Raw genomic sequence first — 14,895 nt, forward strand, 5'->3', positions numbered from 1 at the left:
TGTTTTCCTTAAAACTGAAGGATCTCCACTCAAAAATTATCTCTCCCTTCAGGGAGAGATAGGTGCGGTCACATTATAGACATAACTTTCTTCCCTATGCTACATGAGGGAAGGTATCCGTGGTAAAAAGAATGATTTTATTTCAAATTACTGACTACAAAATCCCAATTAACCAAAGACCAGAATGCACCGACATAGTCAGGACGGGCATTACGGTAATCAATGTAATATGCGTGTTCCCATACATCACACGTCAAAAGCGCGGTTAAACCTTCAGTCATTGGCGTGCCTGCATTACTGGTGCTGATTATTTTTAAAGCGCCAGTACTATCTTGAACAAGCCATGCCCAGCCTGATCCAAAAGTAGATATTGAAGTTTTTGTAAACTCTTCTTTAAATGCGCTGAATGAGCCAAAATGTTTGTTAATTGCTTCGGCCAGTTTTCCTTGGGGCTCGCCGCCACCATTAGGACTGAGGCAATGCCAGTAAAAGGTATGATTCCAAACTTGTGCCGCATTATTAAAGATTCCGCCCTTTGAATTTTTGATGATCTCTTCCAGATCCATGGATTCAAATTCGGTTCCTGGAATTAATTTGTTTAAATTGGTGACGTACGCTTGATGATGCTTGCCGTAATGATACTCTAATGTTTCACTGGAAATGTGAGGTTCTAACGCATTCTTGGCGTAAGGTAACTCAGGCAATGTAAATGTCATCCTAATCTCCTATTATTTTATTCTGTGCGGGTAAGTGTAGCAGGAAGGGCATGATATTCAATGAAGATTAATCATAACAAGAAAAAAAGCGGTATTTAGCCCGCAAGAATGGCAGTACATACAAACAGAATCTATGAGACTTCCTGGTTATTATTAGATCAAATGGAGCATTAGTTGGCTTTTAAACCAAGATCTGTTAATCTATTATGCTAAAAATTTATTGGTTGCGGGTTTTATAGGTTTTCGCGATAATGAGCAATAATTAACTTATTATAGGGTGTTTGAGTGGATACTTTAGAAAAAATTAAAAAGCAAATAGCAGAAAATGCCATTCTGCTTTATATGAAGGGCACACCGAAGATGCCACAATGTGGATTTTCTGCTCGTGCAGTACAATGTATCGAATCGTGCGGTGTCGATTTTGCCTATGTAGATGTTCTTGCCAATCCTGATATTCGCCAAACATTGCCACAGTATGCTGATTGGCCCACTTTTCCACAACTTTATGTGAAGGGAGAGTTAATCGGTGGTTCTGATATCATTGCTGAATTATTTCAACAAGGTGAATTAGAAACAATGCTGCGTGATGCAATTGCTGCATAATGTAATGAGTTAATACCATAATAATAACGATAATGATGGAGATCATAGAATGAGTGTATTAGTGGGACGAAAAGCTCCTGATTTTACTGTAGCAGCTGTGATGGCTAACGGTGAGATTATGGATAAATTTAATTTACATGAGCATTTAAAAGGTAAGTATGGGCTCGTGTTCTTTTATCCTCTGGATTTTACTTTTGTATGTCCTTCTGAGTTAATTGCTTTAGACCATCGAATTGATGAGTTCAAAAGCCGTAATGTTGAAGTGGTTACTGTTTCAATTGATTCACACTTCACTCATAATGCATACCGAAACACCCCAATTAACAAAGGGGGTATTGGTCCTGTTCGATATGTTATGGCTGCTGATATGACTCATAGCATTTGCCAATCATATGGAGTTGAACATCCTGGTGCGGGTGTTGCATTCCGAGGTGCATTTATTATTGATACTAATGGCATAGTTCGTTCACAAATCGTTAATGATTTGCCTATAGGTCGTAATATGGACGAAATTTTAAGAATCATTGATGCAGTTCAGCACTTTGAAGAAAATGGTGAAGTATGTCCTGCAGGCTGGCAAAAAGGTAAAGCAGGTATGAAAGCATCAACAGAAGGTGTTGCTGCCTATTTATCTGAGCATTCTGAATCATTGTAAAAAAATGATCCCGGACGACGCGAAGCGTCCTCCGGGAAATGAGATGTAGAGATGAGTTATCAACACATCCGCGTATTGTTAAATTAGGTTCTATTTCACAACATCCCAATTAGGTATTTTGCTGTACTGTTTTCCAGGTGTTGACCATATGGCAAAATAAGTCGGCGGTTTTTTCTGCATCATAAATAGCTGAATGTGCTTCCTGAGCATCAAAAGGGATTCCTGCTGCTTGAGCTGCTTTGGCTAATACGGTTTGTCCATACATCAACCCACCTAATGTAGCTGTATCGAAGCAGGTAAAAGCATGAAATGGTGATTTAACTCCAGTTCTTTTGATGGCTTCCTTTATAAACAATAAATCAAACCATGCATTATGACCCACCAAGACAGCGCGTTGGCATTGAGTTTCTTTAAGCGCGGCAAAAATGGGTTTAAATAGATTTTCCAAAGCGATTCTTTCATCCAGGGCAAAACGCAGTGGCTGGTAGGGATCAATTTGATTGAACTCCAGCGACTTTTGATCCAATTCAGCACCTGGGAAAGGCAAAATATGTTCAAAATGACTTTTCCCACGATAAAAATTACCTTGTTCATCCATAAAAATTAATACGATGCACATTTCTAACAAAGCGTTTTTGTATGGATCCACACCAGCAGTTTCTACATCGACAACTACAGGTAAGAAACCACGAAATCGTTCTTTCAAATTCATATAAAACAGACTATCGCGTGGGCTCATGAATGCTCCATTGAATGGTTTCACCTGCAGCGATCGGAACAACTTGGTTGGAGCCTAAAGGCAGATAATCGGGTATTTTTTGTGGGGTTCTAATGAGTTCAATGTGTTGTTGATTGATGGGGAGCTGATAGAACTCCGCACCAAAACGACTGAGAAAATGATTGAGTTGTTTTAACTGGTTCATTTCATCAAATACTTGTGTATATAAAGCGAGGGCAAATGGAGCGGAATAAATTCCTGCGCAACCACAGGCGCTTTCTTTGGTGCTTACTATATGAGGGGCACTATCCGTTCCGGCAAAAAACTTCGGATTACCGCTACAAGCAGCGTCTTGTAATGCTTTTTGATCTTTTTCATGTTTTAAAATAGGTAAACAATAATAATGGGGTCTCAGTCCCCCGGCCAGCAATTTATTGCGGTTATATAGTAAATGATGTGGTGTAATCGTTGCCGCAACTGTTGCTGGAGCTTCTGTTACATATTCAACTGCAGCTTGTGTTGATATGTGTTCAAGGACCACTCTCAGTTTGGGAAAGTTTCGTACGATTGGCTTTAGATACTCATTAATAAATAAGGCCTCACGTTCAAAAATATCACTATGAGTGACTTCCCCGTGAATTTGCAGTGCAAGATTACTATTTTGTAACACTTCAAAAAGAGGATAAAGTTCTGTTAATGATTTTGCCCCTGCTTCTGAATTGGTCGTTGCTCCTGCCGGGTAAAGTTTTGCACCAAGAATATAAGGAGTTTTTGCTGCTTGATGTAAATCCTCGGCACGCACAGAATCATTCAGATAAAAAGTCATATAAGGTTCAAAAGTAGTTCCTTGGGGGAGCGCGGTAAGAATTCTATTTCTATATTCACTAAGGGATGACAAGGTTGTTAAAGCCGGTTTAAGATTTGGCATTATTAATGCGCGAGCAAAATGCTTTGCACTATCTGCCACGGTGTGTTGTAACATCTCCTTATCTCTAAGATGAACATGCCAATCGTCAGGGCGATTAATTATTAGCGTTTGCATAGTAAAGATTCCTGCGTTCTTGCCGATAATTAAGGATAACATGAAACAAGTCTCTAGAATGAGTAAAAGATGACATTTGTGGATCACAAAGGACAATTTATAGCATGTATTGCGTTGAGTACATTGCTAACAATAAATACTGCACATACAATGACCCAAGTTCATTTTGAAAATCCTTTAGGCGCAAAAGGATGGCGCGTCAGTCGTAATCCGATTCGCTGTGGATTAGCACTTACTATCCCTAATTATGGCATCGCATATTTTGAACAATATGCGGCACAACCGCCCCATTTTATTTTACGGACGTGGGATGAAGTCCAGCAGTATTTACATGCTAAGATCATCATAAAATCGCCCAATTGGAAGCCTGAACGGCCTTCTGTTTTTGCAGGAGAATTAATGGTTAAGCCGGGAGAATTTGGCATCTACCTAAAACGCGATGCAACCTTAAAGTTACTTACTTTCCTATCACAAGGCTACGAACCAAGTTTTAATTATCGATCTGAAACAGGATTTAATACAACGGTTGCCTTATCACCTGTTGGATTTCAAAAGCCTTATTCCCGCTATCAGGAATGCATCGGAAGTTTGTTGCCGTTTGATTATCAGCAGATACGAGAGAGTGTCTTCCATTATAAGGAAGATGGTAGCGAGTTGAGTGATAAAGATAAGGAACAATTGCGTCGTATTGCTCACTATGTAGAGGCAGATGCTCTAATAAATGAAATAAGAATCATTGGCTATGCTGATGCTAATGGACGTAAGGGTTACAACAACGCAGTATCTGAAAATAGGGCGCGGATGGTGCAAAAATATTTGTTAAAACTTGGTGTCCCTAAAAAAATGCTGCATGTAACCTGGGTAGGTGAACTGTATCCGGTAGCCAGAAATGATACTGATGCAGGTCGCGCAGCGAATCGAAGAGTCGTGATTACGCTAATAAAAAAATAGAGTTCGTTTGATTGTAATTAAGACAGATAAATTAATTACACGGCACGCTCATTAAATTTTAAAAAAGGTTGCAAGTTTTTATGGATGCTCTATATTAGTCATCCTGGATATTCTGTTCTTACTTTTTTTAAGAAAGAGCAGCGGCCTCTCAATTTTTAACGTGTAAAACCAAACAGCAACCATGCTGCTCAAAAAAAATATCCAATGCATAAAAAAAGCATATATACTTGAAAAATATTAATTTTTTTTAGTAAATCTTCTTGACTTATTCTACGCCACTGCTAATACTCACACTGTTGCATGCATCGACCTGAAGCGACGAAGGCATGCTAATGACAACTCCTAGTAGAGAGTTATCAATGAAATAGGAAACAATAATAATTTATGCGGAGACATAAGCATGTTAAGTTTAAAGAAAACTACTTTAGCAATTTTAGCTTTAGGCAGCAGTACATTATTTGCAGGTACCATGGGTCCAGTTTGTACCCCAGGTAACGTTACTGTTCCTTGCCCAAGTACTGGATGGAATATTGGTGGTCAAGCATTGGTTTTACAAACAATGACCGATAACAATGTTTCTCTGGATCTCGATATAACTCCATCAGGCGTTTCTTTAAACACTGAATTAGACGCTCAATGGAACTGGGGCTTCCAGATTGAAGGTTCATACCATTTCAATACTGGAAACGACATGACTTTAACTTGGTATCACTTGGATACTGGTTGGAACAACCATGAATTTACTCCTGCTATTGCACCAGATGTATTAATCGGTTTTGGTCATAAGAACCGATGGGATGCAGTGAACGGTGAATTCGGCCAATTCGTTGATTTCAGTGCGAATAAGAAAATCCGTTTCCATGGCGGTTTCCAATTTGCTAGCATCAAGAGAAGCATGCATGCATTTGGAACAGATTTTGATAATGGTGTTGAAGACTATACCCTTACATTTGAAGGGAACACTCAATATAACGGATTCGGACCACGCACTGGTATCGACATGAACTATGTATTCGGTAACGGTTTTGGTATTTATGCTAAAGCAGCTGGTGCATTGTTAGTTGGTTCACAAAAACACAGCTATGATGTTGATTTCATTGACCCAGATGGTTCTAATCCTGTTCTTCCAAATGTGTTTACTGTTGACATTAGTGGAACCAGAACAGCGATCGTTCCCGAGTTAGAAGCTAAATTGGGTGCTAGCTATGATTATGCAATGGCGCAAGGTGATTTGGTTCTGGATGCTGGATACATGTGGTTTAACTACATCCATGCGTTAAACACCACTGTATTACCAGTTACAGCAACTGATTTCGCTGCTGCTGGCCCTTACTTTGGCTTGAAATATATAGGAAACATTTAATTCGCTATCATTTTAATAAATTTAATCGATACTGTTGACTTTATAGAAGTCCGGTTAGATAATTGAGCAAGGTACGCTCTCGGTATAGAGCGAATATGCGTACCGTTGCTAACAATTTAAATTGGTAACGAACGGAAATAATAATAAAAAGTGGAGATAAGCATGTTAAATTTGAAAAAAACAGCGTTAGCTGTTCTTGCTTTAGGTAGCAGTGCAGTATTCGCTGGCACCATGGGCCCAGTTTGCACCCCAGGTAACGTTACTGTTCCTTGCCCAAGTACTGGATGGAACATCGGTGGTCAAGCATTGGTTTTACAAACAATGACCGATAACGATGTTTCTTTGGATCTTGATTTTACTCCAGCAGGCGTTTCTCTAAACACTGAATTAGACGCGCAATGGAACTGGGGCTTCCAAATTGAAGGTTCTTACCATTTCAATACTGGAAACGACATCACTTTAACTTGGTATCACTTGGATACTGGTTGGAACAACCATGAATTTACTCCTGCTATTGCTCCAGATGTATTAATTGGTTTTGGTCATAAGAACCGATGGGATGCAGTAAACGGTGAATTCGGTCAATTCGTTGATTTCAGTGCGAACAAGAAAATCCGTTTCCATGGCGGTTTCCAATTTGCTAGCATCAAGAGAAGCATGCATGCATTTGCGACAGACTTTGACAATGGTGTTGAAGACTTTACTGTTGGATTTGAAGGAAACACTCAATACAACGGTTTCGGACCACGTACTGGTATCGACATGAACTATGTATTCGGTAACGGTTTTGGTATTTATGCTAAAGCAGCTGGTGCATTGTTAGTTGGTTCACAAAAACACAGCTACAATGTTGACTTCGTTGACGCTGATGGTTCTGTTCCTGTTCTTCCAAATGTGTTCACTGTTGATATCAGCGGAACCAGAACAGCGATCGTTCCAGAATTAGAAGCTAAGTTAGGTGCTAACTACACTTATGCAATGGCACAAGGTGATTTAACTCTGGATGCAGGATACATGTGGTTTAACTACATCCATGCGTTAAACACAACTGTATTGCCAGTTACATCAACTGACTTCGCTGCTGCTGGTCCTTACTTCGGTCTGAAGTATGTTGGAAACATTTAATTTCTTAATTGATTAAGATCTTATAAAAGCCCGTCATTAATGATGGGCTTTTTTTTTCTAATGGAGTATTCATGTTTAAGAAAGTAACTACAGCTGTATTGGGATTGGCAGCAGGCATAGCTTCTGCTGGCAGTATGGGCCCAGTTTGTACCCCAGGTAATGTTACAGTTCCATGTGTAACAAAGCTCTGGGACTTTAGCGCTCAAGCGCTCTATTTAAGATCCATCTATGGTAGTGAAAAATCGATACAATTCGGCACATTACCAGCAAATAAAGAAATAAAGAATGATTGGAACTGGGGGTACTTTTTAGAAGGGTCATATCATTTCAACACCGGTAATGATATCTCTGTTAATTGGATGCACTTCAGCACATCAACAGATCCCACAGAGTTTTTCGGTGTTCTAAACATACCCGTAACGAGTTTACCGCCTATTCCAGCACCATTTGAGTTTATTAGCCGCAATAGAATAGATCAGGTTAACGTAGTGATGGGGCAACATACTGATATCAGTATGCGCAAGAAAATGCGTTTCTATGCTGGTATGCAATATGCGAATATCCAATCTACATCTACAAATTATTATATAACAGAATTCATTCCCGCTCTGGTGACAAATCCATTTAGCAAATTCGACAATACTGACTATAAAGGTTTTGGACCAGTTCTTGGAATTGACTATGCATACAACATTACTGACTCACTAAGTGTGACTGCAAATGGTGGTGGCTCAGTTCTCTATGGAACAAATCGCTATCATGCAGGCTTTGTAGTATCTCCTACGGAAGCAATTATTGAGCAAGTATTCTTTCGTAAAAGAGGTATAGTTCCAAGCTTAGAAGCAAAGCTTGGTGTAAACTATGCCCACGCTACACCGATAGGTCTTGCTAATATTCAAGCAGGCTATCAAGTAGTAAATTATTTTCACGTTTTGGAAGAACAGTCATTACCCAATTTATTTGGCCCAGTTCGCCCAGTTGACTATGGCGTTTTTGGTCCATATTTTGGTCTGAAGTTAATTGGGAATGCATAATCTAAACTGAATAGTTAGCACAAACTAAGCGCTCAATTGAAACCCATAGATTTTCTATGGGTTTTTTTTAATCAAAGCCATTAAAGTAACAAAATTTAAGCAAATTTGTGAAAAAGAGGCTAGCCACTCCATGTTTACCAAGCTATAATTTTCTGCCTTTCCGATGTGGAAGTAAAAATAATGAACAGGAGTACCGCATGCAATATAAAAAAATCATATTGGCCCTAGTCTGTTTGTCATCGCCACTCTATGCGGAACATGATCAGCAGTTGCAACGTCAAATAGCTCGTTTACAAAAGCAAGCACAACAATTACAAACTCAATTAGATTCACTACAAAAAGAACTGGTTGCTAAGAAAGTAACTCATTCGAGCAAGTCAACTAAAAAAGTAGTCAAAAAGCCAGTGCCTGCCGTTCATAAAACGCATGAACAGAAACATGAACAGCAAAAAAACGAAAAAATGATAAAATATCATTCGTCAACTCTATCCGTACATACGCCCGAGGAGCATCCAGAATCAATTGGATTTTATCCAACGGCTTTAGTAGCAGAAAATCGAGTTGTTACCTATATTGCGGGAACGCCTGTAGTAACTTCTCCATATTTAGGAGACAGACCTGCTTTTGATGGATCAGACTATATTGTTAACATTTCAAGTATCAACCGTGACATCCGTTTGATGCAACAGCGTCGGAAATTATATAGAGCTTATCGGAATATGGGATACCCGATTCCAGAACGGCCAATCATTGCACTTAGTGGTAAAGCAGAGCCAGTTGGCATGATCAATAGTGACTATGTTGGCGGAACAAATGTTGATTTGACTTTAGGCTCTAGTGAGGTAGACGTTGCTGCTGCACTAAATCAAAATGTCGAGGCATATATCGCACTGGCCTATGATGAAAGTCCACCTGATGTTGGGCCAAGAATTAACAATTCTGCATTTAACCTCAATATGGGCTTTGTGAATATCGGTAATCTGGATAAAACTCCATTTTACTTTACTGCAGGACAGTTGTATGTACCATTTGGACGTTATTCAAGCTCTATGATCAGTGCTCCGCTGACTCTAAATTTAGCTCGAACTAAAACAAGACCTTTTATTCTGGGTTATAAATCACAAGAAGATACTGGGCCATTTGTAGCAACATATATATATAGAAGCGATACCACCTTAGGAAGAGCAGGCGTAGGCGGTGCGAACCTAGGATATGTATTTGCATTTAAAAAAGCTACTGGAGAAATAGGCGCAAGTTATATCAGCTCAATTGACGATGCTGCTGGAATGCAAAATACTGGCGGTAACCCAGGAACTTTTGGTGGATTTGGCTCGCTACTTAACGGTAATGAACTAGTACGCAAGACAGAAGCTATGGATGTATACGGCAACATGGCTTATGACCGATTTAACTTTGCTGCTGAATGGGTTGGTACAATTGAATCATTTAGAGAACAGGATTTAAGTTTTAATGGACACGGTGCAAAACCACAGGCATTACAAACCGAAATTGATATGACGTTTAGGGCATTTAATCGACCTGCGTCTATTGGTGTTGGTTATCAACGGACTAAGGATGCACTTGCTTTAAACCTGCCAGAACACCGTTTTATTGGCGTATTTAACATTTCAATCTGGAAAGATACTGTAGAAAGTATCGAATACCGACATGAAATTGATTACGGATCCAATGATTTTGCAAATGGTGCTTCAGCCCCAGGATTTGTAAACGCACCCACACTCGGTACCGGTGGTACTGCGGATACAGTTTCTGCGCAAATCGGGGTTTATTTCTAAAAAATTATTTTGTAACCTGAGTGAAAGCAAATCTTTCACTCAGGTTGTAGCGCATAATGACTCTTTGGATATGCTCCATCGATCATCCATCCCGCACATTAAATAATACCAATTATTGTCAGTTGATTTTCATCGTATCTGTGCGATAAATAATGCAAATTGTGCTATCTTTTAACATATAGCGTATTTGATTAGGAAAGGGAGCATGTGTAAATCGTACAGCATGCCAAGGTCCATAGTTACGCCAACCGATCGCATAATATTATTATTGCGATGCAGTATCCTGTTTATTTTGTTGCTCATTTACACTACATGTTCCTATGCGAGTAAAGTTATTGAACTTAAAATAAAAGGAGCAATTGGACCTGCTACAGCAGATTATATCATTCGTAGTATTGATAATGCACAACAGGCAGATTTAATCTTAATCACTATTGATACTCCTGGAGGCCTTGATGAAGCAACCCGAACAATAGTTCAAGGATTTTTAACTTCCAATATTCCCATAGTGACCTATGTAAGTCCAAATGGTGCACGTGCGGCAAGCGCAGGAACATATTTGCTTTATGCCAGTACCTTAGCGGCTATGGCACCAGGAACGCAACTAGGGGCTGCTAGTCCGGTTAATTTAGCTGCAACGGGTTTTGGCGATATGACCAACTCAGAGAAGCAGACTACTATGGAGAAGAAAATTACTAATGATGCCGTAGCCACTATACGGTCATTGGCTCAATTGAGGGGACGCAATCCAGATTTTGCACAAAATGCGGTCTTGAATGCTGAAACGCTAACCGCTACAGAGGCTTTAAAGGAGGGCGTTATTAACTATATTGCAAATGATGAGAAGGATTTATTGGCCCAGCTAAATGGCGTATCTGTAATGCAAAACAATCAAAAAATAATTCTCCATACCAATAATCCACAGATTGAACTCATTAAACCTGATTGGCGTACACGGTTTTTATCGATAATTACAGATCCTACAGTAGCTTATCTTCTTCTTTTACTGGGTATATACGGTATTTTCTTTGAATTGGTTAACCCGGGGCATTTATTTCCCGGAGTAATTGGTGCCATATCTATGTTTATCGCACTCTATGCACTGCAATTATTACCGATTAACTATGCGGGTTTCTTTCTTATTATACTAGGAATAGCATTTATTATCGGCGAAGCATTTGTGCCTGCTTACGGTTCTCTGGGAGTCGGAGGCACTATTGCATTTATTATTGGTTCTATTATGTTAATTGATGCCGATAATCAAATGTACCATATAGCTTGGTCAGCAATAGGAGCAATGGCTTTAGTAAATGTCCTCTTCTTTGTGATCCTTCTCGGGATGGTGGTAAAAGCAAGGCGACAAAGCGTAAAACATGGTTTAAGTGTTTTGATAGGCGCCCAAGGTCATGCACTTGGCAATATTAATCTTGAAGGACAAGCGATGATTCGCGGTGAAATTTGGAGCGTGCACTCCAAACAGCCGATAGCAGCAAACACGCCAATAAAAGTAATCGGAACTTCAGGGCTTAAATTGGAAATTGAAGAAGATTTGGGTAATCAAGGAGGTTAAAATGGGACCATTTTTAACGGTGATCGTCGTAGCAGTTTTAATACTTTTGATATCAGCAGTTAAGGTATTTAGAGAATATGAGCGGGGTGTGGTGTTCATGTTAGGACGCTTCTGGAAAGTTAAAGGGCCAGGTTTAGTGCTTATTATTCCAGTGATTCAACAAGTAGTACGAGTCGATTTACGTACTATAGTTATGGATGTACCAAGCCAAGATGTGATCTCTAAAGATAACGTTTCAGTACGAGTCAATGCAGTCTTATATTTTCGTGTGGTGGTTCCAGAAAATGCTATTATCCAAGTAGAAAATTACTATGAAGCAACCAGCCAATTGGCGCAAACAACGCTTCGTTCGGTCTTAGGACAACATGAACTGGATGAAATGCTCTCTGAGCGCGAGCGCTTAAATAGCGATGTACAGAAAATACTGGATTCACAGACAGATAACTGGGGCATTAAAGTGTCTAATGTCGAAATAAAGCGTGTTGATTTGGATGAAAGTATGATTCGTGCAATTGCCAGACAGGCTGAAGCTGAGCGTGAACGACGAGCTAAAGTGATTCATGCCGAAGGAGAATTACAAGCGTCGGATAAATTATTGCAAGCATCCCAAGTTTTGGCCCAACAACCGCAGGCTATGCAATTACGCTATTTGCAAACATTGGCCGCTATAGCTGGCAATAATAACTCTACCATTGTCTTCCCAATGCCAATAGAATTAGGCGATATCTTGTCGAATATGGCGACAAAAAAATCATAGTTTCAATTAGAACTATATCCTGGGTTAAGGTAAAGCCATAACCCGGGTTTGCAGACCCTGAAATAAATCGTTCCCAAAATAAGTATGTCCATTTGTTTGGCTTAGAAGACTCTACGCAGTTTTAATAGAAAGGAAGTTTTACCAAGGATACTTATAGTTGGTAGCAAACTATATAAGAAACCAGTTCGATTAGTTTAAATAAATAGCCCTTTTTCGGAGAGCCTCTTAGAACCATTGAGTTAGCGATGAAGCGCTTTTCATTATTTGATAAATTTTCGAAAGAACCTAAGTTTATGGCTAGCAATAGCTCCTATACTTATTAAAGGTAACAAAAAGATATAGGATATATTCTCAACAGCCTTTAGTAAGAATTTTTTCCATCCATTCGACATCGCATAGATAAAACTAAATTTTTTAAATAACACCCACTCACTTATTTTAAGTGTTGTAGTATGCCATTTATAACCTAGAAAGAAATATCCTGTAAAATATCCATAAAATTGCCAAAGCTTACTAGTATAAAAGACATAGGTTGCTGAAGTGGAGGCATCTAAATATCGAGTATAATGCCAACAGTTTCTAGGCATAAATATCATATCACCTGGATTAAGAATTACGTTATACGCGGAGGCCTCTTTTAGACGAGGATATTTTTTATGTAATTGAGCCATGGGCTGGCTAAAATCGATTAAGCTGTCTCCTATGTAAGGAACTTTATAGATAGAGTCATTTTCGTCTTCAGTAAATAATAAAACTTGTTTTTTTCCACTCATGCACAAGTGCAAATTACAACAGTGCTCTCTATCAAAGTGAATTTCAGTAGCTGCGCCACGGCCACCAAAAAAATAAGCTACTTTTAATGTTGGATTGTAAAATCGCGGATTAAAAGGTATGGTTTGCCATAGTGGTACATATTTTTCGATTATAGAAGAATTCTCTCTTGTGAAGAGTAAGCCAAAAATTCGGTATGGTTTATTCTTTTTTATTTCTTCAAAAGTTTCTTTTAAATCACCGCTTTTCTCACATACATAACGATAATTATCGAAAACAGAATAATTGATTAAGCCATGATATTTTTTTATAAAATAATCTAAAGTAAATGTATCTGGGAATCCCTTAATATGAATTAAAAGTGGTTCTGTCGCTTTAAAAAGAATATTTTGTAACTCTTTTTCCTCACCATAATTATATGTAAGAGTTTTAATTTTTTTAAAACGCATCTTACACCTTTTGAATTAAATAATAAAAAAATAATTTTTTTCCACCCCAATACTGATTATGGCGAGCGGCTTTTGCAATAGGGCGTAATGCTTCTGTTTTTACCCAAATTTTCCACCACGGCAAAAAACTAATTCCCATTGCTTGAGCTAGAGAAGCTAATTCTTTATTAAGGATCTCGGGATCGGAACCAAACAGAGAAATTGCCATTTGGTAAAATTTCTTTTCAGCAACGATAATGCGCCGGTATATTGAAGCTTGTACTAGCCTGGTAATATTTTTTTTCTTAATAATCTTTAAGTCATTTCTAGAGGCAACAAACCGCTCTAATCTTTGTGCTTGTTGTTTTGCATCCGTATGAATATCGGCATAACAAAAATAACCTCCTGGAGCTAAGACCCGGCCTACCTCTGAAAAAAAGCACTCTAATCGGGGATAAAGATGTGAGCTTTCAACATTAGTGATAATATCAAAACTAGCATCATCTAGGGGCAAGGCTTCTGCATCTGCTTGTAAATAACTTACTAGTCCTTTGCTGCAAAAGTTATTTTCTGCATTGCTGACTAGTTTATGAACTAAATCAATACCTAATGCATATTGTGTTCTTATCAAAGAAGAGTTCATTTTTAATCCAATACCATTACCACACCCAATTTCTAATAAACGTTTATTAAAATATTTTAGCTTGATTAACGGTCGGATGAGATAATAGAGAAGCAACTGTGAATAGATATCTTGATAAGGGCATAAAGCAGAAAAATTGAAGTTTAAGTTTTCATATTCTCGAGCTATTTTTTTATTCCACAAGCCCCAATTTAAAAAAGATTTATCGTATATAGAATGTGCCCAGCTATTGTAACTTTCTAATACTTTTTTTTTGATTACTTGCGCCTCATAGGGGTCAGTGCAATTAGTATTCACCGCTACGCCTAATTGTTGTGCAGCTTGGCTATAGGTTTTTAATTCGTCCGACATTGTGCTGTCCTTTAAAATTGGTTCTTGTCGCTCAGCCTGCTTAAAAGACCGTCGATCAGCAGTTAAGGGGATCGACTACAACGGTTAAAAGCAGCTATCAAACACATCCATTTGTCTTATATTATAACGTATATCTAATGCTTTTTTGTTTCTCTTTCTCCTCCAAAACCAGGTTCATCTGAATCGCCTAATAAAAAATTGAATTTTTATCAATAGCCTGATTAAGGTGTGGCGAAGTAATTGTGAATAAATATCTAGCACCTCAAATACATAAGAAAAAGGTAACTCCCCACGTCATCCCGAACCCGAGCGCAGCGAGGGTGAGGGATCTCCTGCGGTGTATCTCGGATACAGTCATGTAAAAAAACATTT

14 protein-coding genes are annotated in these 14,895 nt (G+C 38.7%); 9 read left to right on the forward strand and 5 right to left on the reverse strand.

Annotated features, from left to right (window positions below):
* Positions 1 to 137 precede the first annotated feature (137 nt).
* Positions 138 to 716: a superoxide dismutase [Fe] gene (gene sodB / locus BW930_RS05795; RefSeq protein ID WP_058469256.1), complete on the reverse strand. Its 579-nt coding sequence runs from the start codon at positions 714 to 716 to the stop codon at positions 138 to 140.
* A 285-nt stretch (positions 717 to 1,001) separates the two neighbouring features.
* On the opposite strand from sodB, the gene grxD reads away from it, so the two are divergent.
* Positions 1,002 to 1,319, forward strand: coding sequence for a Grx4 family monothiol glutaredoxin (grxD, locus tag BW930_RS05800; protein WP_058469255.1), 318 nt, complete (start codon positions 1,002 to 1,004; stop codon positions 1,317 to 1,319).
* Positions 1,320 to 1,368: 49 nt separating this feature from the next.
* Entirely contained in the window at positions 1,369 to 1,974 is a 606-nt protein-coding gene (locus BW930_RS05805; RefSeq protein WP_058469254.1) for a peroxiredoxin, read from the forward strand.
* A 109-nt stretch (positions 1,975 to 2,083) separates the two neighbouring features.
* On the opposite strand, the gene rnt is transcribed toward BW930_RS05805, so the two are convergent.
* Entirely contained in the window at positions 2,084 to 2,713 is a 630-nt protein-coding gene (gene rnt / locus BW930_RS05810; RefSeq protein WP_058469253.1) for a ribonuclease T, read from the reverse strand.
* On the reverse strand, positions 2,697 to 3,734 hold the full coding sequence (gene pyrC / locus BW930_RS05815) for a dihydroorotase (RefSeq protein WP_058469252.1): 1,038 nt from the start codon (positions 3,732 to 3,734) through the stop codon (positions 2,697 to 2,699). Before pyrC ends, rnt begins: the two co-directional genes overlap by 17 nt.
* 69 nt (positions 3,735 to 3,803) lie before the next feature.
* On the opposite strand from pyrC, the gene BW930_RS05820 reads away from it, so the two are divergent.
* The 7 genes from BW930_RS05820 to BW930_RS05850 all read left to right on the forward strand — a co-directional run bounded on the left by BW930_RS05820 (position 3,804) and on the right by BW930_RS05850 (position 12,330).
* Complete coding sequence (locus tag BW930_RS05820; protein ID WP_058469251.1) at positions 3,804 to 4,685, forward strand: flagellar protein MotY; 882 nt, start codon at positions 3,804 to 3,806, stop codon at positions 4,683 to 4,685.
* A 400-nt stretch (positions 4,686 to 5,085) separates the two neighbouring features.
* Positions 5,086 to 6,048, forward strand: coding sequence for an Lpg1974 family pore-forming outer membrane protein (locus BW930_RS05825; RefSeq protein ID WP_058469250.1), 963 nt, complete (start codon positions 5,086 to 5,088; stop codon positions 6,046 to 6,048).
* A gap of 162 nt (positions 6,049 to 6,210) precedes the next feature.
* Positions 6,211 to 7,173, forward strand: coding sequence for an Lpg1974 family pore-forming outer membrane protein (locus BW930_RS05830; RefSeq protein WP_058469249.1), 963 nt, complete (start codon positions 6,211 to 6,213; stop codon positions 7,171 to 7,173).
* 71 nt (positions 7,174 to 7,244) lie between these two features.
* Positions 7,245 to 8,207, forward strand: a complete 963-nt coding sequence (locus tag BW930_RS05835) for an Lpg1974 family pore-forming outer membrane protein (RefSeq protein ID WP_058469248.1) — start codon at positions 7,245 to 7,247, stop codon at positions 8,205 to 8,207.
* 197 nt (positions 8,208 to 8,404) lie between these two features.
* The gene (locus tag BW930_RS05840; protein ID WP_058469247.1) at positions 8,405 to 10,003 is read left to right on the forward strand and encodes an LbtU family siderophore porin; all 1,599 of its coding nucleotides are present in this window, start codon (positions 8,405 to 8,407) and stop codon (positions 10,001 to 10,003) included.
* 223 nt (positions 10,004 to 10,226) lie between these two features.
* Positions 10,227 to 11,573: an NfeD family protein gene (locus tag BW930_RS05845; RefSeq protein WP_082647089.1), complete on the forward strand. Its 1,347-nt coding sequence runs from the start codon at positions 10,227 to 10,229 to the stop codon at positions 11,571 to 11,573.
* Position 11,574: 1 nt separating this feature from the next.
* Positions 11,575 to 12,330: a slipin family protein gene (locus tag BW930_RS05850; RefSeq protein ID WP_058469246.1), complete on the forward strand. Its 756-nt coding sequence runs from the start codon at positions 11,575 to 11,577 to the stop codon at positions 12,328 to 12,330.
* Positions 12,331 to 12,590: 260 nt separating this feature from the next.
* Here the strand turns inward: BW930_RS05850 and BW930_RS05855 are convergent, their stop codons facing one another.
* Complete coding sequence (locus BW930_RS05855; RefSeq protein ID WP_058469245.1) at positions 12,591 to 13,550, reverse strand: cupin-like domain-containing protein; 960 nt, start codon at positions 13,548 to 13,550, stop codon at positions 12,591 to 12,593.
* A gap of 1 nt (position 13,551) precedes the next feature.
* Positions 13,552 to 14,523, reverse strand: coding sequence for a class I SAM-dependent methyltransferase (locus tag BW930_RS05860; protein WP_058469244.1), 972 nt, complete (start codon positions 14,521 to 14,523; stop codon positions 13,552 to 13,554).
* Between the last annotated feature and the right edge of the window lie 372 nt (positions 14,524 to 14,895).

It is taken from the genome of Fluoribacter gormanii (assembly GCF_900156395.1).
Taxonomy (GTDB): Bacteria; Pseudomonadota; Gammaproteobacteria; order Legionellales; family Legionellaceae; genus Legionella; species Legionella gormanii.